This is a genomic window from Serratia sp. CY33802 (genome assembly GCF_052169095.1).
GTDB lineage: Bacteria > Pseudomonadota > Gammaproteobacteria > Enterobacterales > Enterobacteriaceae > Serratia > Serratia bockelmannii.
This window is the reverse complement of record NZ_JBJNLL010000001.1, coordinates 709742-730611: the sequence shown is the minus strand read 5'-3', so window position 1 is coordinate 730611 and position 20870 is coordinate 709742. Positions and strand designations below refer to the sequence as shown.

Genomic DNA, 20870 nt, shown 5'->3' with positions numbered 1-20870 from the left:
TAACAAAAACAAAATTGATCCTGCCAGGATATAAGTCAGCATGAATTAATCCTGAAAAATACAGATTTATCCGCTTGTCGGCGGAAATAAGTAAATAACGTCAGCGTGCGGTTAAGTTATCTATCAGAAAACTCATGTTTAATGGTTCTTTCGATTGCCGAATCAAGTTCAACCGGCGCCACGAAATTATTTTGCACATTACTTTTAAATTGCGTTCTGGCGCAGAATTTCTGCACTCTGACGCGACTGATTGGGAATTTTTTACGACTTATTTTACTCACGACATCCAAGGCGGTCGCCCCGCATATTCCCACCACATAAGGAATGCGAATCGTCTTATTTTCTCTGCCCAGCGAGGAGGAAATAACGTCGACCAATTGATTCATCGTAAAGTCCGGTTTATCGACGTAGTTGCTGACCTGATAACTTGACTGCTGGTCCAACGCATGCTCCAGCCGCGCGGCAATATTTTCAACGTAAGCCATCGACTTCATATTATTGCCACTGCCAATCATCACGAATCGGCCGCTGGCGATCTGGCGGAACAGGTTATACACATTGCCGCGGTTGCCTTCACCGAATACCACCGTCGGGCGAATGATGGTCAATTTGTTGGCGCTATCCGCCTTGCGCCACGCTTCATAAACGTATTCCGCTTCGAGCTTGGATTTGCCGTAATGATTGAAAGGATCGAAACGCCCTCCTTCATCGGTTTCCTGCTCGACGAACCCATAAACGGCAACCGAGGAAGTGAAAATGACTTGGTGGATATTCAACGCGGAGGCGGTCATGCAGACATGCCGTGCACCTTCTACATTGACCTGATAATAGAGCGAAATGGGATCGACGTTGTCCTGATGTTCCGCCGCCAGATTAATGATGGCGTCGCAGCCCGCCAGCGGCTCTTGCAGGGTCTCGGGTTGCGTCACGTCGCCATACTGATAGAGCGCCGGAAAATGTGCGCTAGGTTGTTTATCAACGATGACCAACGTCAGATCATCGCGCACACTGAGACGTTTCGCCAGGCGTGTTCCGATAAAACCGGAACCCCCGATAATAGCTACTTTACGCTTATCCATAATTTGTCACTCAGCAGGTTCTCATTATTCCTGTCACCTCGATGGAAACAGGACGCTAATATGCGTTAGGTAATGAGTTCCAGACTGGACAAATCGAACCCGGCTTTCAAATAACAAATAATGAAATAAAATATTTCATCAAATGTAAAATTATCGCTAAAGATAAAACCTCATTTAGCACTAATTTTTAACATCGTAAGCAACTTGATATTGCAAGGTTTTATTCGGCAATATGAGATTAATCCGACCTTTACCCGGCGTAGAAGAGGTCTCATATTTTACCGGTAATTTAAGCTGCCCCTGCTTAGGGTCGACACATTCGATGGTCGCCTGCTCCATGCTCTCCCCCTGGTACAGGCAGAACAGGGTTTGTGGGCTGTTGGTATGGGGGTTATTCAACGTCAGCGTCAACACGACGCGCGTATTGTTCTGAATATCATTGATCACCGGCGGGCGAGTTTGGTTGCCGAGCACATATGAAAAATGTGAAATAACCAGTAAAGAAGCAAATGCCGTCAGGTATTTCACTACGCGACTGGCGGGCATGCTGAAAAATCGGCGCACCGTCGCCGACTTTTTATCACGAGTGGGTTCCTGGGAGGGTTCTACCGTTGCAACAGGCGCTGCAACAAGCGTCGTTTTACGCGGCTTATCTATTTTTTCATCGTGTGCCTCAGGGGACTCACTTTCACTTTCAGAAAGTTCCGCTTGAATATTAACGCCAATATCCTCACCGCCATTTAATATATCATCATCAGCGTAGTCTTCATCCTCGGATATAAAGTGAAAAGCCGCTTGATTTTCCACCTTGTAACCCAGCCGAGGAATGGTTCTGATAAGCGTATGTTCCGAGTCGCTGATTTTTTGGCGAATAGATTTAATTGTTTGATTTATCGTTGAATCTGAGCAGTAAGTTCCTTTCCAGATATTTTCTATAATTTCCGTTCGGGTTACCAGTTCTGGTGATCTGGCGACAAGCAGCGAAAGAATTTGATACTCCTTCCAACGCAGACGAAATTTCTCCCCGGCAGGAGTCAGAACATCGAGATTCCTAATCTTTATTCTTCTATCAAGATTCACTTTTAATTTCCTTAGCGTGCCTGTCCTGCACACTTTGTATAGAAATATCAAAAAATGTTCAAGAAATTAAATGTAAACTCAACAGGTTGCATTCATCGGATATTGGCCTTTATAAAAATTTTCTGATTTCATTTTTTACATTAGGCCTTATTAAGGATGTTCCGTTTATCCAAATGACTCTTTTTCCCTGTTGGCAACATGGATTTCCTTCATGACTACCGTAAAGTTCAAATGATCACCTCATTGATTTAAAAAGAAAAAAATAACAACCCTGTTCAGTTGTTAACCGAATGAAATTGTGAAATTTCATTCTTCTCCGTGAGTTCATTGTGTTTTTCCACCTAATCGGATTGTCAGATAGACTACAAAAAGCCGGAAAAAACAGAATGAGAGTTATCTGATTTAACCCTGTCACACATTCCACACGGCGCGTGCAGCATCTAAGACAAAACCCTATTGCTGATTTTATAACAATCGCACTAATTATGCCTTACCCTCCCAGAAATTTCATTTAACCTGCGGGAAAGACATTAATCTTTTAATGTAAGAATACTCTCAACAAAACGAAAAAACCGTGCAAATAATATAATACGCTTGGGAGAAGACATTCCCATATTGAGAGATATAACTATAAAAAAAGAAAAAAACGGCAAACGGAGATGAGAATTTTACCTAAAGGCAGAAAATTTCACTGAGAGAGCGAGGAGAGATGACTCGGAATGAGCGAAATATCCCTCCCCTGTCGGGAGGGATTGAGAAAATCGTTTGATACTCAGGCCTTTTTCTTGCGGCCATACACCGCCCAAGTGATGACCACACACAAGATATAGAACACCAGGAATACTTTCATTGCCCCCGCCGGGGAACCGGTCAGCGCCAGCGAAGTGCCGAATGCCTGGGGAATGAAGAAGCCGCCTGCGGCACCGATCGCCGAGATAAAACCCAATGCGGCGGCGGAGTCCGTCACCGCTTCACGCTGCGCGCTCTCGTCGCTGCCGCCGGCCGCTTTCACGCGATCGACAGTGATTTTACGGAAAATGACGGCGATCATTTGGAAAGTCGACCCGCTGCCCAGCCCCGCCGTGAGAAACAGCACCATAAAGATACCGTAGAAGGCGATGAACGAACCGCCCTCACCCGCCATCGGCAAGGTCAGGAACAACAGCGCGGCGAACACGGCCATCACTACAAAGTTGATCAACGTCACCCGCACGCCGCCGAAACGGTCAGACAGCGCGCCGCCGACTGGCCGTGCCAGCGCACCGAGGAATGGCCCAAAGAAGGCGTAATGCAGGATCACTACGTCCGGAAATTGCGTCTTCGACAGCATGGCGAAACCGGCGGAGAAACCGATGAAAGAACCAAAGGTCGCGAGGTACAGCAAACTCAGCATCCATAAATGCCCACGCTTGAGCACCGGCAGTTGCTGGCGCAGCGATGCCTTGGCCGCGGCCAGATCGTTCATGCCGAACCAGGCCGCCAGGGTGGCAACCAGCAGGAACGGTACCCAGATCCAGGCGGCGTTTTCCAGCCACAGCTGCCCCCCCTCTGCCTGATTTTGCGCCGTGCCGCCAAACAGGCCAAACAGGCTGAAAGAAATCGCCAGCGGCGCGACCAGTTGCATGACGCTGACGCCCAGATTTCCCAGACCGCCGTTGAGCCCCAACGCACCGCCCTGACGCGCTTTCGGGAAGAAGAAGCTGATATTGGCCATGCTGGAGGCAAAGTTCGCGCCGGCGAAACCGCACAGCAGGGAAATAATGACGAACACGCTGTACGGCGTGCTGCTGTCCTGCACCGCGAACCCCAGCCACAGGCACGGCACCAGCAGGAAGCAGGTGCTGATGGCGGTCCAGCGACGGCCACCAAACAGCGGGATCACGAAGGAATACGGCACGCGTAAAATAGCGCCCGAGACCGACGGCAGCGCGGTCAACAGGAACAGTTGGTCGGTGGTGAAGTTGAAACCGACCTTGTTCAGGTTGACCGCAACGGCGCTGAACAGCATCCAGACGCAGAAGGCCAGCAGCAGGCAGGGAATGGAAATCCACAGGTTGCGGGTGGCGATGCGATGGCCACGCTGCTGCCAAAAGGCGCTGTCTTCAGGACGCCAGTCCTGAATCAGCGCACCGGTTTTCTTTGATGAAGGCGTTGCAAGTTGCGACATAAAAACCTCAGACACGGGGGATCATTCCGCACACCCTAGGGGGCGGCCCCGGCGGCAAAGTTGATGTATATCAACCCGAATGCAAGTAGTTGGCGGCACAAATAGCGCCTTCATCCCCTTAGGGGTACACCCCGAATAAAAATTAAATCACTTTTAATCAATGCATTAGAAAGCATCACTCCGTCATTTTTACCGCTTCACCGTCCTGCTGGAAACTAATGGGTACTTCATTCGAGGTATGGGGTTATGCTCAGGGATAATCAAAAATACGGCTGAATCGTTACTTGTTTACCTCGTCGCCGCCTTCTCCCCTGAGCTTCAGCGGCGCCAAATGCCAGGAACCCGCGCTTATGAAACGCCTGTTGGCCCCGCTTTCGATCGTGAATCAGGTCGCCCTGCTGATGTTGCTGTCGGGCATTCTGGGCGTGGCCGGCATGGGGATTTCCGCCTGGATGTCGCAAAGCATTCAGGGCAACGCGCATGCCATCAACAAAGCCGGCTCGCTACGTATGCAAAGCTACCGACTGCTGGCGCAGGTGCCGCTGGATGAACGGCATGAAACGTTGATCCGCGAACTGGAGCGCGACGAAAACAGCCCCGATCTGCAGCGTTCGGTGGAGCAGGAAGGGTTGACCCAACCGTTCGACGCCTTGCGTGATTACTGGCAACAGACTCTGCAACCTCGCCTGCGCAGCGCGCAGCGCCCGGCCGATGCCGCCCCGCAGGTGGCGCACTTCGTGCAGCTGCTGGACAAGCTGGTCTCGGATATCGACAGGCAAACCGAGCGCCGCCTGCTGATGGTGACGCTGGTGCAGGCCGGCTTCATCGCGCTGACCCTGCTGCTGTTGATCGGCACCACCTGCTACCTGCGGCGCCGGTTGCTGCATCCGTGGCGGCAACTGGTGGAGATGGCCTTGGCGGTAGGCCGCGGCGATTTTAGCCGCCGCTATGCACAACGCGGCCACCAGGATGAAATGGCGTCGCTTGGCGGCGCATTGAACACCATGTCCGACGAGCTGTCGGCGACCTACAGTGGGCTGGAGCAGCGCGTGGCCGAGAAGACCGCCGACCTGCAGCAGAAAAATCAGGTGCTGAGCTTCCTCTACCGCGCCAGCCGCCAGCTGCACGCCAGCGAGCCGTTGTGCAGCCGCCTGACGCCGCTGCTCAACCAACTGCAAACCCTGACGCCGTTGCGCGCCATTCAGGTGCGGCTGTATGAAAACGACAGCCGGGAACCGCTGCTGCAGCTGAGCGGCAACCAACCGCTAAGGCCGGAGCATTGCCATAACCCGGTGTGCAGCGCCTGCCTGAACGACAGCCACCGCCAGCATCCCGACAATCCGTCGCTGAGCTGGAGCCTGAGCGACAAGCTCGGCGACTACGGCGTGATCGTGGCACAGCATGCGCCGCAGCAACCGCTGAACGATGAACATCGCCAACTGATCAATACCCTGGTGGAACAGCTGACCAGCGTGCTGGCCATCGAGCGTCAGGTCGACCACCAACAGCAGCTGATGCTGATGGAGGAGCGGGCGGCGATCGCCCGCGAGCTGCACGACTCCATCGCCCAATCGCTCTCCTGCCTGAAAATGCAGATCGCCTGTCTGCAGATGCAGGGCGAAACGCTCTCTTCGGCCAGCCAGGCGCTGGTGCAACAGATGCGTGAAGAGCTGAACGGCGCCTATCGCCAGCTGCGCGAGTTGTTGACCACCTTCCGCCTGCAGCTGACCGAACCGGGCCTGCTGGCGGCGCTGCAATCGACGGTGGCGGAGTTCAATCCCAAGCTGGGCCTGACCATCAGCCTCGATTACCAACTGGGGCCACGCACGGTTCCGGCCTATCAGGCCATTCACCTGCTGCAGATCGCCCGCGAGGCGCTCAGCAACATCCTTAAGCATGCCGCCGCCAGTGAGGTGAGCATTCAGGTCATCAATAAACGGGGCGAAGTGACCCTAAGCGTCTGCGACAACGGACGCGGCCTGCCGGCCGAGACGTCTCGCCCCGACCATTACGGCTTGATCATCATGCGCGATCGCGCCAAGAGCCTGCACGGCCGCTGCGACATTTTACCGCGCAGCGGCGGCGGCACTGAGGTGCGGGTCAGCTTCACGCCAGATAACCACGCCATCGACTAACGGAGACACCATGACGACAGAAACCGCCGCCACCATCTTACTGATCGACGACCACCCGATGCTGCGCAACGGCGTAAAACAGCTGATTGGCATGGATGCTCGTCTGCAGGTCATTGCCGAAGCCAGCAACGGTGAACAAGGGGTCACGCTGGCGGAGCAGCACGATCCGGATCTGATCCTGCTCGACCTGAACATGCCCGGCATCAACGGGCTGGAAACGCTGGATCGTCTGCGCCAAACCGACCTGTCAGGGCGCATCGTGGTGTTCAGCGTGTCCAACCATGAAGATGACGTCGTCAGCGCGCTCAAACGCGGCGCCGACGGCTATCTGTTGAAAGACATGGAGCCGGAGGATCTGCTGAAGGCGCTGCATCAGGCGGCAGCCGGGCAGATGGTACTGAGCGAAGCGCTGACGCCGATCCTCGCCGCCAGCCTGCGGGAAAACCGCCCCAGCGCCGATCGTGATATTCAGCAACTAACGCCGCGGGAACGAGATATCCTGAAGCTGATCGCCCAAGGGCTGCCAAACAAGCTGATCGCCCGTCGCCTGACCATCACTGAAAGCACCGTCAAGGTACACGTCAAACACCTGCTGAAAAAGATGAAGCTAAAATCCCGCGTCGAGGCCGCCGTATGGGTGCTGCAGGGCAAAAACGGTTAATCGCCGCCGTACAGCGGCCCGGTTTGCGCCGGGATCGGCGGTGGCGTCAGGGTTTTGATCGGCGGCAGGCCCGCGTCATCGCCGGCGGTTGCCGTCAGCGGCGGCGCCACTTTCAGCTCTATCCAGTTGGACGTCACGCGCTGCTGTTTATCATCCTCCAGCGTGACCGATAGGCGGTAGCTGTTGGCGGCGCCCGGCGCGTCGTCCCACGGCGGCACGATCGCTGTCCAGCCCTGCGGATCGTTGGCGTTGTGCGGCGGCGTCAGGCTCAGCGCCTGCGTATCCCCCTGCCAACTGACGTGAGTGATGCCGTTCAGCGCCTTGATTTCCAGCACCAGCGGCACGGTTTCCCCCGCCTGCAGGCTCCAGGGCGGCGTAGCCAGGAACACCTGCAGCGACTTGCGCTGACGGAACTCCAGCACCGGCACGTTCTTGCGTTCGATAGGATCGTAGCGGCTGCCGCGCAGCGACTTGGCCTGCGCCACATACTCCGGCGAAATCTGCTTCACCAGCGGTACCCCGAGCCGATAGCTCAGCGCCAGTTCGACCTGATCCTGGCTCTGCCCGCCCGCGCCAATCTTATGCAGTGCCTTCATCGTCACCAGCGGCACCGGAGTGTAATTGAGCCCCAGCTGCATCGCGCGCGGATCGTTTTGTTTTTTGCCGCTGCCGAACAGATCGACATTATCGCCCAGATACTGCTCATAACTGAGCGAACCGCCGATCTGGCGATAAAACGGCAGATAACCTTGCGTCGTGATGTCGTAACCGCGCGCCGGACGGCTGAAAAATACCCCATCGCCGGGCTGTTGCGACAACGCCGACAGCGGGTAGTAATAGTTGGTGGAGAAACGCAGATAATCCCCCCAGGCTTCCGCACCGACGCTGCCTCTATTGCGCTGCCGAGCAAAATCGCTGTCGAGCGCCGTGTTGTACCCCAGCAGCCAGTCGCCGGCGATCCAGCGTTGCCCCAGCGCGAAATTGCCAAGCGCCCCGGCGCTTTGCTGCAGCCAGCCGATCTGGCTGTAGGTCAACAATCCGTCGACGTCGTACAGCGGGCTGAATAACTGCCCGTTGCTGCCGGTAAAGTCCCCCTCGCCGCTCATCTTCAGCGATAGCCTGGCGGTACCCAACGGCGACAACAGCTCCTGCGCCTGTTGCTGCAGCGCACCGGTCGCCTGGCCCAGCAAATAATCTTCGGCGCGGCTGCGCATCTGTTGACGTGAAACGTTGTTCAACTCTTTTTCGCCGAGTTGCTTGGCCATCTCGGCCCACTGCTTCTCGCGCGCGGCATCGTCGGGCGCACCGCCCAACTCCGGCAAATTCGCGGCCGGGTCCGCGGCGGCCTGTTCAGAAGAGATGACGCTGTCCGGCGCCGGCGGGGATTCGGCGCACGCGGCCGCTGCGCCGGCCAGCCACACCAGTGGCCCGGCCAGCCACGCCGTCTGGCGTCGGCGCCAGAATCGTTTTTTGGTCTTGATAAGTATTGCCTGAATCACGTCTTTCATGACACCGTTGGCCTCCCTCCCTCCTGGAGCATGCCAACCCACTGCTTTGCTGCCGCCTTTCCCACGGCAGATCTGAAAAACCTTACGTCCCGGCCTGGCGGGGACGCCTCTCTCTTAAAGCCTAACGGCTTGACGAGCAGAAACAATAGGATAAACCCCAATCGCGCTTCAGTGACAGCGTCACTTGCACCATTTACCGATCCATTCCCGCCGCCAAATGAATTCACCGCATTTTAGCGTCGATTTTGCCGATAAAAAGCACAGCACACCACTGCTGAGCGCCACCGCGCAAGGCATTGTATCACTCTGCAATACGTAAAGTGGCGATGCGTACGACTGCGCATTCCTCACAATCCACCGCATTTCACCCCGATGAAATATGCATTTTGCCGTTATTTTAAACATCTGTTTCACGACTGGCGGAGCCTTGATGTTTATTTCCTCACTGTGGCACGCGCTGTTTTTCACCGCGCTGCTGTCGGCGGGTCTGGTCGCCTTCGCGCTCATCACCCGCTTGGAGCGAACGGCGGCCGTGCGCGCCAGCCCGCCGAGATTGCGCCGCCGCAGCCTGCTGCTAACGGCCCTGGGTTTGGCGTTGACGGCGTTGCCCTTCGACCTGCCGGCAGCACACCGGCTGTGGTTACCGCCGGCCGCGGCACTGCTGATCGCCCTGGCCTGGCTAGACGGGCGTCACCGGTGGCTGCCGGACCGGCTAACCCAGCCGCTGCTGTGGGGCGGGCTGCTGTGCAATCTTGACGCTCGCTGGGCAACGCTTGACGACGCGGTTCTCGGCGCCGTGGCCGGTTACGGGGCATTGTGGCTGCTCAACGCGCTTTATCGGCAGGTGCGGCGGCGTAACGGCATCGGACAGGGCGATTTCAAACTGTTGGCCGCGCTGGGCGCCTGGCTCGGTTGGACAATATTGCCGCTGCTGGTCTGCCTGGCGGCAATGTTCGGATTAGGCATGGCATTGGCGCGCGGCAGACGCAACCGTCGCGCCTGGCGAACGCCGCAGCCTTTCGGCATCGCCTTGGCGGCCGCCGGCTGGTTGCTGCTCTTGCTGGACGCCGGCCAGAACGCGCCGGCGTTATTCGGTTAATTCTTCAGTGTCTCGATCAGCCGATTGAGCAATCCGGCCACTTCCGCCGTGCTGGCCGTTGTCGGATTGGCCAGTGGTTGGATCACCGCGAGTCTGGCCGTGGATAACACCTCATCGCTGCGGATTTCCAACGCATCGGAGGGCGGCGTGCTCAACGAAACGCCGTCCGGCCGCCAGTAGCTGCCGCGTGTAGTCTGCACCTGATAACTGCCAAAGCCGAAATCTTTCTCGACACGGTAATATATTTCGCAGCTCAACGGCCCAGTGCGACGCAACATAAAGGCGCCTTTCGCGCTATAGCTGCCTTTATTGACGACAAAGGCGGTCGCCTGCGAGGTCAGATCGAACGTGATATATAAATCGCACGCCAGCACCTTGGTGCTTACGCCCTGTTGAAGAGTAATGCGCGTTGTAGGTTGCCGATCCGGCGCAGTCAGGGTGCCTAAAAAAGTCCACGATGGCTGTTTCGATATATTGCGCGGCAAATGGTTGCTGGAGGCGGAAGGGGCAATACCCCGCTCGCCCAGACTGTACATCGCTTCAACCCCGCTTAAAAACGACGTCACATCGACGGTGCTTTTGCCGGCCACCGGGACGCCGCCGTTGTATACGTTACTGAAGGTTACCTCGGTATTGTTGCTGCAGGCGGCGATCGCCACCGGGAAAGGCGTCTTAGAACCGCTGTAAAGAGTCAACTGACCGATATCCCAACGAGATTCGTTGATGAATCGGCACAACACGCCCCCGCTCTCCACATTCTGCGCGTCCTGGATATTGATATTGCCTATCGTGCCTTGGGCAAAGTTGGTGGACAGCACGCTGACATTGGCGGCGCGCTGCGTGTTGCGGTTCTCGCAACCCAACGAATTGATCGTGCCGTTAAAATCTTTGAAAGAGTAGATATCGCCGATGCAGTCATCCGCAGCCAACGAGCCGATAGTAGAGTAAAACCCTGAAATTCTGAACGCCGTACCCTTCGCGCGAGCGGCGTAGAGGCCGTCTATAAAATTGGTGGTGCCAGACTTGTCCATCCACAGCACCCCATCGCCCGGGCGATTGGCGTTTGCCTCCATCTGCACGTTCACCAGCCAGTTGATGAACATGTCGCCCGAGACAAACAGCGAATAACCGCCGACCTTGGTGTAAATGTCGCGAATATCAAACTTCGTCATATTGCGGTCGCTGAACCACACGCCGTGGGTGTCGTCTACGCCGGTATCATCCCGCAACGTCAAGCCGTGCAGCGTCAGATTGGCGAAGCCTTTTACCACGATCACCGCTTTCTTCGTTTCGCCCTGTTCGTTGGTGTAACTGCTGTCTGCCGTCTTGACAATTTTGGTCGCCCGCCCCAATCCGACCACCCGTAAACCGATGCCGCCGTAGATGTCCGTTGTCGTCTGAATGAGTACGTGTCCGGCGACCGTATACACCCGCTTCCCCAGGGACAACGTACCGCCGGCTTGCAGCGCCGCCGCCGCCGCTTTGTTGATCGCCGGCCCCCAGTTGCTTCCGTCGCTGTCCTGATAAAACTGTTCCGGCGTAACCACCTCACCGGTGGCAAGCAAGGTTGCTGCGCGCGCTGCTGAAGCCTTTTCGTTATTGTCCATAATCTCTCCTGACGTGATGTGTCCGCATCATTGCGGACGACCGCGGTGAAAGGCGTAAACAACGCCGCCTTTCGAAGCCAATCTATCACCGTCATATGAGCACGTTATGAAATTTCATTTTATTTCACCCTGACACAACATTTCACGATTCGTGGTGGCAACAGCAAGCGATTTCACGCGCTGTCGGCCTATGGCGCGACAGAAAGCTCGGCCAGGCGCACGGCGTTGCCGTCACTTACTGACCCGATCCAGATACAACATGCTGTTGGCGATATCCAGCCGGGCACCTTCGACATTGTCCCGCAATGCCACCAGCGTTTGCCCCTGCAGCGCCACCACATAGGGCGAACTGGCCTGTAATTCCCGTTGCAACGTGACGTAGCGTGCGCTGCGCGCGGCGCTATTCCCTTCCGCAGCCGCGGCACGCGTTTCCGCGCTGATGGCGGGAATGTCCCACTGGGTGCGCCAGGCCAAGGTTTTCGGCCCGCCTGACACGTTGTAAGCAAAGGCACTGGCGTTGGTGTTCGGATCCAGGTAGTCGGCGCCCCAGTAGGTGAAGATCGCCTGAAAATCGCGGCCGCGCATCTTGCCCCACAGATCGCTTTCCACCACCGGATGGATATCCAACCGCAGTCCGGCCTGCGCAAAACTGGCCTGCAGCGCCTGCGCGATGTCGGTATACGGCGGTTGGTTGATGACGATAAGATCGATGCGCGTACCTTCAGCGATGCCGGCATCGCGCAGGATCTGTTTGGCTTTGTCTACGTCGAGCTTAAATGGCCGATCGTCGAGCGCGCCGTCCAATCCCTGCGGCAAGAAGGCCTGATGCACGCGATATTGCCCTTTCAGCAGCTGCTCGGCGATGCTCTGATAATCCACCAGCCAGCGCGCGGCCTGCCACAACGCCGGATTGCCCAGCGCCGGATTGTCTTTGCTGCCGGTGTTGAAACCGAGGTAATAGATCCGGGGCGCATCGGCCTGTTCGATGCGCACGCCCGGCGCGTTGCGCAGCGAGTCGAACTGGTCGGCGCCCAGATCGTAGGCCACGTCGGCATCCCCCTTCAGCAACAGCAAACGGCGGGTGCCGGCGTCGCTGACGTTCTTGAATAGCACCGTTTTCAACCTTGCCGGCGACGGCGCGTAATCGTTGCGGCCAAACAGCAGCGCCTCATGCGGCACATAGTTATTTACCCGATACGGGCCGCCGCCGGCGGAATGGCTGCGCAGCCAGGCGTTACCGTAGTCCCCCTGCTGCGCGTGCTCGTTCAGCAGCTTCTCATCCACGATCGAAGCCACGTTCGCCGTCAGCAGCCGTAGCGCCAGCTCGCTGCCGATGTTGGCGGGCCAAGTGAGTTGCACCTGGTTATCCCCCACCTTCTTCAGCTGCTGCTCAACGTTATCCGGCGTCCAGCCAAATTCACCGAGAATAAACGACGGCGCCTTGTTCAGCTTTACCGCACGCACCAGCGAGAAAATCACGTCTTCAGGCCGCAGCGGATTGCCGGAAGCAAAACGTTGCTGCGGTTTCAGGGTAAAGGTCAGGCTGTGGCCATCGGCGCCCGCCTGCCAACTGCCTGCGGCGTCCGGCGCCAGCTTTTGCGGCGCGGCGCGATCCGGCGCCACCAGGCGCTGATAGAGGTTGACCAGATTGGCCGAGCTGACGGTTTCAAAGCTCTCCGCCGGATCGAGGCTGATAATGCCCTCCAGCGAACTGACCACCACCAAGGTATCCTGCGGGGTGGCGGCCTGCGCACCGAAAGCGGCCGCCAGCGCGCCATACAACAAGGTTGGGATTAACCGTTTCATCGATACACTCTCCACAATCACGCGGTTGCGCTGTTTGACGAGTGTAGAGGGTAAGAATTAACAGAAGAACGACGATAAATTGCTTTATTTATTACCAAGATGGATATGCCCGCCACGTTGGCGGGCATAGGGTCAAACGATGATGCGGCCGTGCGCCATTGCCACCGAACGATCGCACATGTGGTCAATCACGTCCGCATCGTGGCTGACCAGCACCATAGTCAGATCGCCCGCCTGTTTCAGCTCGTTAAGCAGGTTAAGGATTTCCGCCTGCACTGACATGTCCAGCGCCGAGGTCGGCTCATCCAGCAGCAACAGCTTCGGCCGCAGCAGCAATGCGCGCACGATCGCCACGCGCTGCCGCTGCCCGCCCGACAGCTGATGCGGATAGCGATCCAGCAGGCGCGGATCCAACCCCACCTGGCGAAAGCCCGCGCCGATTTTGCGTTCGATGTCGCTTTCCTGCAGCAGTTTTAGCGGTTCCGACAGCGTACGCAACAGCCGGTGTTTAGGGTGTAGCGAAGCATAGGGATCTTGAAACACCATCTGCACCTCGCGCCGCAGTTCACCGGTAAATGCCTGCCCCGGTTGTAGCTGCCGCCCGAGCAGTTCAAAACCGCCGCGCCAGCTGTCGTTCAGCCCGGCCAGCACCCACAGCAACGAGGACTTGCCGCAGCCGGAAGGCCCCACCAGGCCGAAACACTCGCCCGGTTCGATGCGCAGGTTAACGTCGTGCACCACGGTGCGCTGTTCATAGCCCTGACGGTGACTGACGCTGAGGTTCTCCAGTGCAATTACGCTCATTTCAACGTCTCCAACAGCGCGCGGTCCAGTACCGGCAGCGGTTTGCCGCGCGTCTCGCGGCTCGGCCGACACGCCCACAGCGTGCGAGTATAAGGGTGCGTGGCCTGCGCCAGCTCTGCTGCCGGCAGTTGATCCAACAGCTCGCCTTTGTACATCACCAGCACCCGCTCGCAGTGGTGCGCCACCTGCTGCAAATCGTGGCTGATCAGGATCAGCCCCATGTTGCGTTGCGCCACCAGATTGTCTATCAGTTGCAGCACCTGATCGCGCATCTGGTGATCCAGCGCCGACGTGGGTTCATCGGCAATCAACAGCTGCGGATCGTTGATCAACGCAATGGCCAGCATCACCCGCTGCCCCATCCCGCCGGAGAGCTGATGCGGATAACGGCCGCACAGCGCCGCCGGATCGGGCAAACCCACCGCCGCCAACATATCCAGCACTTTTTCACGCCGCTCGGCGCGGCTTAGCTTGGCATGCAGCACCAGCGGTTCCTCCACCTGACGGCCGATCGGCTGATTGGGATTCAGCGCATGTTTGGGATCTTGCATCACCATCGCCACCCGGTCGCCGCGCAGGCGGCTCCACTGGCGTTCGCTCAGGCGCGTCAAGTCTTCATCGCCCAACGTCAGGCGCTGCGCCTGCAGCTGCAACGGCGGCGGCAATAGCCCCATCAGCGCACGCGCGGTCAACGATTTGCCGGAGCCGGACTCACCGACCAGCGCCAGTCGCTCCCGCCCCATGCTGAACGAAATATTCTTCACCAGCGCCACCGGCTGCGGCCCCGGCACGCCGATCGCCAAACGTTCAACGGTCAATAAGGTGTTATCAGTGCCCATGACGAGGATCCATTTTGTCGCGCAGGCCATCGCCCAGCAGGTTAAACGCCAGGCTGGCGAACAGGATCGCCCCGCCCGGTGCGGCGGCGACCCACCATTGGTCGAAAATCACTTTACTGCCTTCGGCCACCATCGATCCCCATTCGGCGGTCGGCGGCGCGACGCCCATGCCGAGGAACCCCAGACCGGCGGCGGACAAGATGATGCCGCCCAGACTCAACGCCGCGCGCACCACCGCGCTCGGCAGGCATAAAGGCAAAATGTGGCCGACCATCAGCCGCAGCCCGTTGATGCCCTGCATACGCGCTGCCGCCAGGTAGTCGCTGCGGCGCAGCGCCAGGGTTTCGGCCCGCGCTTGGCGGGCAAAGGCCGGCCAGCTGGTCAATGCCAACGCCAGCGCGCCGTTCATCAGCCCCGGCCCCATGACCGCCACGAACGCCAGCGCGATCACCAGGCTCGGCAACGACAGGAAAATGTCGGTCAGACGCATCAAAATACGCTCTACCCAGCCGCCGAGATAACCGGCGCAAATGCCGACCAGCAGACCAATGGGAATGGTCAACACCAGAATCAACGACACCAGGATCAACGTCGGCCGTGCGCCGTAAATCACGCGGGAGAGCAAGTCGCGGCCGAAGCCGTCGGTGCCCAGCCAATGTGCGGCGGAAGGCGGCAGTAACCGCAGCTCGATATGCTGCAGATTGGGATCGAAAGGCGCCAGCCACGGAGCCAGCAGCGCGGTGACGATCAGGATCGCCACCAGCGCCGCGCCCAGCGTCAGCGTGGTCAGGCGCCGACCGCGGCGGTAACCGACGGCCGGCTCGCTTTGCGGTTCGTGTTCAGAGAGATATTGGCTCATCGGGTTCGCGGATCCACTAAATAGGTCAAGGCGTCAGCCAGCGCATTCAACAGCACGAAACAGGTGCCGATCAGCAGCGTGGCGCCGAGGATCGCCGGCGTGTCGGCGGCAAACAGCGCCGAGGTCAGGTAACGCCCGACGCCGGGCCAGGCGAACACCGTTTCGGTCAATACCGCGCCCTCGAGCAGGCTGGCGTAGGAGAGAGACAGTACGGTGATCAGCGTGCCCAGCACGTTGGGGAACACATGGCGCAGCAGAATGCGCAGGCGGCCGGCGCCCTTGGAGCGCGCCAGCGTCACGTATTCCTTGTTGCATTCTTCCAGCATCGCCGCGCGCAGCAGCCGGGTGATACCCGCCATCGACAGCAGCGCCAGCGCCACCACCGGCAGCCACAGGTGGCTGATGGCGTTGTAGAACATTTCGCGATCGCCGGACAGCCAGCTGTCAATCAACACGAAACCCGTACGCGGCTCCATGCTGTACAAGTAAATGTCATCCAGCCGCCCCGGCCCCGCCGACCAGTGCAGCGTGGCGTAGAACAGCAGTAGCCCGAGCAGGCTCAACCAGAAAATCGGCACCGAATAACCGATCAGCGACAGCAAGCGCGCCGCGTTATCCAGCCAACTGCCCGGTTTGAGCACCGCCAGAAACGCCAGCGTAATGCCGCCGAGAGCGCCGAGGATAATGGCGCAGGTGGCCAGTTCCACCGTCGCCGGGAAGGTACGCAGCAGATCGCTCAACACCGGCTGGGCGGTGATGCGCGAAATGCCCAGATCGCCATGCGCCAGGTGCACCAGATAGCGCCAAAATTGCACCGGCAGAGGCTGATCCAGCCCCAGCTCGTGCCGCACCTGCGCATAGGTGGCTTCGCTGGCGTGATCGCCCGCCACCTGCAGCGCCGGATCGATCGGCGCCAGGTGCGACAGCATGAAGGTGAACAGCAGCAGACCGAGCAGCGTTAACGCCAGCGACAGCGCGCCGCCGAGCAGCCGCCCGCCCCAGCGCCAATACCGCCGGGCCGCCCCGGCGCTGGCGGACAGGTCAGCAGCCATTACTTGCTGACCTTGCTGTAGAACACCATGTCAGGGTTGATGCCCTGCACATAGCCCTTAAGGTTGTCACGCACTGCGATCAGGCTGCGCGCCTGCAGGCCGATGACAAACGGCGAGCTTTGCTGCACCTCTTTCTGCAGTTGCTGGTAGTCGGCCACCCGTTTGGCGGTGTCGTTTTCCGCGGTGGCGGCCAGCGTCAACTTGCTCAGCGCCGGGATCTGCCAGTTGGCTCGCCAGGCCAGCGTCTTGCTGCCGTCCTCCGGGTTGTAGGCAAAGGCGGCCGCGTTGGTGTTAGGATCGAAGTAATCCGGTCCCCAGGAAGTCAGCGTCGCATCGTAGTTAAGCGTTTTCACCTTGGTGGAGACCTGTGAGCTGATGCCCGGTACCAGTTCGACCTTCACGCCGCCCTGAGCAAAACTGGCCTGCAGCGCCTGAGCGATATCCAGGTACGGCGGCTGGTTGTTGACGTCCAGACGGAAACTGACGTTGCTCAGCCCCGCTTTGGCCAGTATTTCTTTGGCTTTCTGTGGATTGAAGCTGTACGGCTGATCCTTGAGCGCGCCCAGATAACCGTCCGGCAGGAATGCCTGATGGCTCTGGAACTGCCCTTTCAGCAGATCGTCGGCGATGCCTTGGTAATCGAACAGCCAGCGCGCCGCCTCCCAAAACGCCGGGTTGCCGAGCGCCGGCGACGCCTTGGCGTTGAACTGCAGGTAATAAAGCGAGGCGTAAGGAATGGCCAACGGTTTGACGCCCGGCTTGCCCTTCAGGGCCGCCATCTGGTCCGCCCCCAGGTTGCGGGCGATATCGGCATCGCCCTGCTCAATCAGCAAACGGCGCGCGGCCGGATCGGGCACGTTTTTGATCAGGATGGTTTTCAACGTCGGCGCCCCTTCCGGCGAGCCGGGGTTCGCGTCCAGCACCACCACTTCGTGCGGCACATAGGTGCGAATTTTGTAAGGGCCGCTGCCGGCGGAGTGGCTGTTCAACCATTGGTGCCCCAGATCGTCGCCCTGCTGGTGCGCCAGCGCCTCTTTGGCGTCGACAATCGAGGATACCGGCGCCGACAGCAGGCTGAGCACGAAGGCCGGGCTGACGTTCTCATCCCAGCTGATTTTTACCGTATGGTCATCCACCTTGGTCAGGTGTTGATCCACGTTCTTCGCGTTCCAGCCCAGCTGCGTTAGGATAAACGACGGCTCCAGATTCAATTTCACCACCCGTGAAAGCGAAAAGATCACGTCCTCCGGCCGCAGCGGGTTACCGCTGGCGAATTTAGCGTCCGTGCGCAGGCTGAAAGTCAGGCTGCGGTTATCGGTGCCGGCCTGCCAGCTGCTGGCCAGAGTCGGCTTGAGATCGATGGGGTTGTGCGGATCGGACTGGATCAAACGTTGATACAGGCTGTTGAACGACTGCACCGTGGTTAACTCAAATCCCTGGGCCGGGTCAAAGCTGACCACGTCATCGATAGACTGTGCGATCACCAACGTGTTGGCTGGCGTCGCCGCCTGTGCGTTAACGCTGGCCGCCACGGCCAAAAACAGCAAAGAAGGAACGAGCGCTTTCATCTGAAACTCTCCAAGCGGATGGAATTTATAATAATTTTGCGAGTGTATGCGAGCGCGATCGGCAGCTGAAGGTACTTAAATCACTATAGATATTCTTTTTATGTATATAGATGGGGTTTTGATTATTAGGCGGGCAATGCAGAATGCGCGGCAGGAATTGCCTGCCGCTTATCGGTTAAATCTGGTAATCAATCACCGCGTCCAGCTGCGACGAGAAGACCTTGTCTTTGATTTCGGTCAGCGACAGCGTCGGGTTGCACAGTTGGATAAAGCGCCAGGCATAGTTGCGCTGCAGCTGGCTGCGTTTCAGGCCCAGCCATACCGTATTGGGTTCAAACAAATGCTCGGCGTTGAGGCTGACCAACCCGCGATCGCGCTCTTTTTCATACGACATGTCCGCCAGCACGCCCACGCCCAATCCCAGTTCGACATAGGTTTTAATCACGTCGGAGTCTTGTGCGCTGAGCGCGATGTCCGGGGTCAGGCCCGCCGCTTTGAACGCCGCATCCAGCTTCGCGCGCCCGGTAATGCCCTGCCGGTAAGTGATCAGCGGCAAAGTGCTGAGCATCTCCAGCGTCACCTGCGGCTGACGCGTCAACTCGTGCCCTTCCGGCACCAGAATGGTGTGATGCCAGCGGTAATATGGGAACGACGCCAGCGATTCGTCGCTCATCAGCCGTTCGCTGGCAATGCCGATATCGGCTTCGCCGGCGGCCAACATCGAGACGATCTCTTCAGGGCTGCCCTGATTGAGCACCACCCGCACCCGCGGATAAAGCGCGCGAAACTCTTTGATCACCCCCGGCAGGCTATAGCGCGCCTGGGTGTGCGTCGTCGCAATATGCAGCTGGCCCGAGTCGTTGCTGCTGAAGACATCCGCCAGGCGACGGATGTTATTGGCGTCGTTGAGAATGCGCTCCGCCACCACCAGCAGCTCTTTGCCGGGCTCGGTCATGCCCAGCAGCCGTTTGCCCCGGCGAATGAATATTTCGATGCCCAGCTCTTCTTCCAGCTCGCGAATATGCCGACTGACGCCGGACTGCGAGGTAAATAACGTATTGGCGACCTCGGTCAGGTTGTAGTTGCAGCGCGCCGATTCACGAATAATTTTTAATTGTTGAAAGTTCATCCCCGTCTCCCTGTTTCTTCCAGTAGCGTTAGCCATATTGATACGGAGTCCCGCGGGGCTGAACAAATAAGAAATAACCTTTACTTATGCAATTTAATACTAAGTCGATCATTCTGCTTCGCATAGGGGATGGGAAACTGACAAAAAACAGCGAATGACTTTAAAAATAAAGGGATAGATAACCACAATAAAAACATGCCTTCAATCACTGTGCAAATTAAAGTTATTAAATATAGGCATTAGATATAAAAAAAGGGCTCAGCATGCTGAGCCCCTCACCGTTCGCATTCCCGCAGCAGCCTCAGGCGGTGGCCTCACTGCCGATGCCGCCGGTGCGGTTCTGCTGCAGCCATTGCTGCACGCAGCGCACCAGATCGCCGATGCAATCATCCTGCATGCCGTGGTGCTTCAACTCGTTATCCAGCGCAAACAGATATTGCGCGTTGGTGCCCAGCGGGCCGCTGGCGCTGGCGATCAATGGCGCGATCACCTGGTAGCTGGTGTCTTCTTCAAACAGCGGATGCTGCGGGTTCATCACGAATACCAACGCAGTAACCTTCTCGCCGCCATCCAACTCCAGCTCGCACCAGGTCGGCACGTAGCAATCGGTCACCATTTCGCGCTTCCAAAGCAGCTCCAACTCTTCACGCAGTTTGCTTTCCGGCAAGCGAAAGGCCAGGCCCGTAGTGTGGCCGCCGGCCTTCAACGCCAGCATGCGCCCCGGCTGATGCAGCGTGCCGCGCCCGGCGGTCAAGCGCATACAGAACGCCCGGTGCCAACCCTGCAGCTTGGCCGGCCGCACTTCTTCCGATTCGAAAACCGGGTTCCACATCAGCGAACCGTAACCGAATATCCATACGGGGCTGTGACCCGGCCGGCGCGATAAGGTGCAATCCAACGAGGCTGCACGCTGTTCAGGCGTCAGCAACAACGACTCCTCAATAGCGCCGAATGCAGTTTTGCAATCCGCTTTTTGCAGAAAATCTCGCGTTAACACTGATATTACCTCCCGGGAATACGATTTCTCGCCTTCCCTCGCCACTGCTGAACCTTTGATGTTTTATTTTCGGCGGCGGATTTTTATTAATTCAATCACCGCGCCTTATAAGAATGACCTTATTCTTTTCCTGACGTGCAATCAAGTTACAAAGCGGCGTTAAAGTGAAAAAGTATTTGTACTGAGCAGCAATAATATTAATTGCCGGGCTCCACATAATGTCTGCGCGATTTTTGCTGCGTGATAATTCGTTACTTTTTATGCCAACGTTCGTCATCGCCCTTACGATAGCTTTGCTTGACCGCCGCCCAAGCCACCTTATGCGCCGTCTCTTCACGGCTGTCGTCACCGCGCCGGTCATCGGGATCGCGGTATTGTTGCCAGGCGCTGTTGAACGCTTCTTTATAGATCGCCTGCGCATGTTCCGGCAGCACATGCTTCACATTGTCCGGCAAGTCGTTCGTGCTGTGGTAGGGCATA

Annotated in this window: 17 protein-coding genes; 3 read left to right on the top strand and 14 right to left on the bottom strand. The window is 57.9% G+C overall.

What is annotated here, in order from left to right:
* Positions 1 to 116 precede the first annotated feature (116 nt).
* From ACJ8HA_RS03420 to ACJ8HA_RS03410, 3 genes are all read right to left on the bottom strand, one after another.
* Positions 117 to 1079 carry an NAD-dependent epimerase/dehydratase family protein gene (locus ACJ8HA_RS03420; RefSeq protein WP_025303213.1) on the bottom strand — a complete coding sequence of 321 codons (963 nt, stop codon included), beginning with the start codon at positions 1077 to 1079 and terminating at the stop codon, positions 117 to 119.
* Positions 1080 to 1259: 180 nt separating this feature from the next.
* A complete protein-coding gene (locus ACJ8HA_RS03415) occupies positions 1260 to 2159 on the bottom strand; it encodes a winged helix-turn-helix domain-containing protein (RefSeq protein ID WP_043138557.1) in 900 nt (299 codons plus the stop codon).
* 772 nt (positions 2160 to 2931) lie between these two features.
* Positions 2932 to 4326, bottom strand: a complete 1395-nt coding sequence (locus ACJ8HA_RS03410) for a NarK family nitrate/nitrite MFS transporter (protein WP_025303214.1) — start codon at positions 4324 to 4326, stop codon at positions 2932 to 2934.
* 350 nt (positions 4327 to 4676) lie between these two features.
* On the opposite strand from ACJ8HA_RS03410, the gene narX reads away from it, so the two are divergent.
* A complete protein-coding gene (narX, locus tag ACJ8HA_RS03405; protein WP_049204108.1) occupies positions 4677 to 6461 on the top strand; it encodes a nitrate/nitrite two-component system sensor histidine kinase NarX in 1785 nt (594 codons plus the stop codon).
* A gap of 10 nt (positions 6462 to 6471) precedes the next feature.
* Positions 6472 to 7122, top strand: a complete 651-nt coding sequence (gene narL, locus ACJ8HA_RS03400; protein WP_025303216.1) for a two-component system response regulator NarL — start codon at positions 6472 to 6474, stop codon at positions 7120 to 7122.
* Here the strand turns inward: narL and ACJ8HA_RS03395 are convergent.
* Entirely contained in the window at positions 7119 to 8630 is a 1512-nt protein-coding gene (locus ACJ8HA_RS03395) for a YchO/YchP family invasin (protein ID WP_025303217.1), read from the bottom strand. The genes narL and ACJ8HA_RS03395 overlap by 4 nt on opposite strands.
* Positions 8631 to 9060: 430 nt before the next feature.
* Here ACJ8HA_RS03395 and ACJ8HA_RS03390 point away from each other — a divergent pair, with 430 nt between their 5' ends.
* A complete protein-coding gene (locus ACJ8HA_RS03390; protein ID WP_025303218.1) occupies positions 9061 to 9729 on the top strand; it encodes a prepilin peptidase in 669 nt (222 codons plus the stop codon).
* On the opposite strand, the gene ACJ8HA_RS03385 is transcribed toward ACJ8HA_RS03390, so the two are convergent.
* From ACJ8HA_RS03385 to chaB, 10 genes are all read right to left on the bottom strand, one after another.
* Positions 9726 to 11336, bottom strand: a complete 1611-nt coding sequence (locus ACJ8HA_RS03385; RefSeq protein ID WP_442515203.1) for a hypothetical protein — start codon at positions 11334 to 11336, stop codon at positions 9726 to 9728. The two genes, ACJ8HA_RS03390 and ACJ8HA_RS03385, sit on opposite strands and share 4 nt — an antisense overlap.
* A 231-nt stretch (positions 11337 to 11567) precedes the next feature.
* Positions 11568 to 13142, bottom strand: coding sequence for an ABC transporter substrate-binding protein (locus tag ACJ8HA_RS03380; protein WP_089181023.1), 1575 nt, complete (start codon positions 13140 to 13142; stop codon positions 11568 to 11570).
* A 132-nt stretch (positions 13143 to 13274) separates the two neighbouring features.
* The gene (locus ACJ8HA_RS03375; RefSeq protein ID WP_043138574.1) at positions 13275 to 13946 is read right to left on the bottom strand and encodes an ABC transporter ATP-binding protein; all 672 of its coding nucleotides are present in this window, start codon (positions 13944 to 13946) and stop codon (positions 13275 to 13277) included.
* Positions 13943 to 14785 carry an ABC transporter ATP-binding protein gene (locus ACJ8HA_RS03370; protein WP_025303222.1) on the bottom strand — a complete coding sequence of 281 codons (843 nt, stop codon included), beginning with the start codon at positions 14783 to 14785 and terminating at the stop codon, positions 13943 to 13945. Before ACJ8HA_RS03370 ends, ACJ8HA_RS03375 begins: the two co-directional genes overlap by 4 nt.
* On the bottom strand, positions 14775 to 15644 hold the full coding sequence (locus ACJ8HA_RS03365; RefSeq protein ID WP_016927339.1) for an ABC transporter permease: 870 nt from the start codon (positions 15642 to 15644) through the stop codon (positions 14775 to 14777). Before ACJ8HA_RS03365 ends, ACJ8HA_RS03370 begins: the two co-directional genes overlap by 11 nt.
* Entirely contained in the window at positions 15641 to 16696 is a 1056-nt protein-coding gene (locus ACJ8HA_RS03360) for an ABC transporter permease (RefSeq protein ID WP_025303223.1), read from the bottom strand. Before ACJ8HA_RS03360 ends, ACJ8HA_RS03365 begins: the two co-directional genes overlap by 4 nt.
* Positions 16696 to 18264 carry an ABC transporter substrate-binding protein gene (locus ACJ8HA_RS03355; RefSeq protein WP_147823916.1) on the bottom strand — a complete coding sequence of 523 codons (1569 nt, stop codon included), beginning with the start codon at positions 18262 to 18264 and terminating at the stop codon, positions 16696 to 16698. The genes ACJ8HA_RS03360 and ACJ8HA_RS03355 overlap by 1 nt, the downstream gene beginning before the upstream one ends.
* A gap of 175 nt (positions 18265 to 18439) precedes the next feature.
* Positions 18440 to 19393 carry an HTH-type transcriptional regulator Cbl gene (gene cbl / locus ACJ8HA_RS03350; RefSeq protein ID WP_025303225.1) on the bottom strand — a complete coding sequence of 318 codons (954 nt, stop codon included), beginning with the start codon at positions 19391 to 19393 and terminating at the stop codon, positions 18440 to 18442.
* Positions 19394 to 19694: 301 nt separating this feature from the next.
* Positions 19695 to 20390, bottom strand: coding sequence for a gamma-glutamylcyclotransferase (locus ACJ8HA_RS03345; RefSeq protein ID WP_025303226.1), 696 nt, complete (start codon positions 20388 to 20390; stop codon positions 19695 to 19697).
* A gap of 251 nt (positions 20391 to 20641) precedes the next feature.
* Positions 20642 to 20869 (bottom strand): putative cation transport regulator ChaB, encoded by a 228-nt coding sequence (chaB, locus tag ACJ8HA_RS03340; protein WP_025303227.1) that lies wholly within the window; start codon positions 20867 to 20869, stop codon positions 20642 to 20644.
* Between the last annotated feature and the right edge of the window lies 1 nt (position 20870).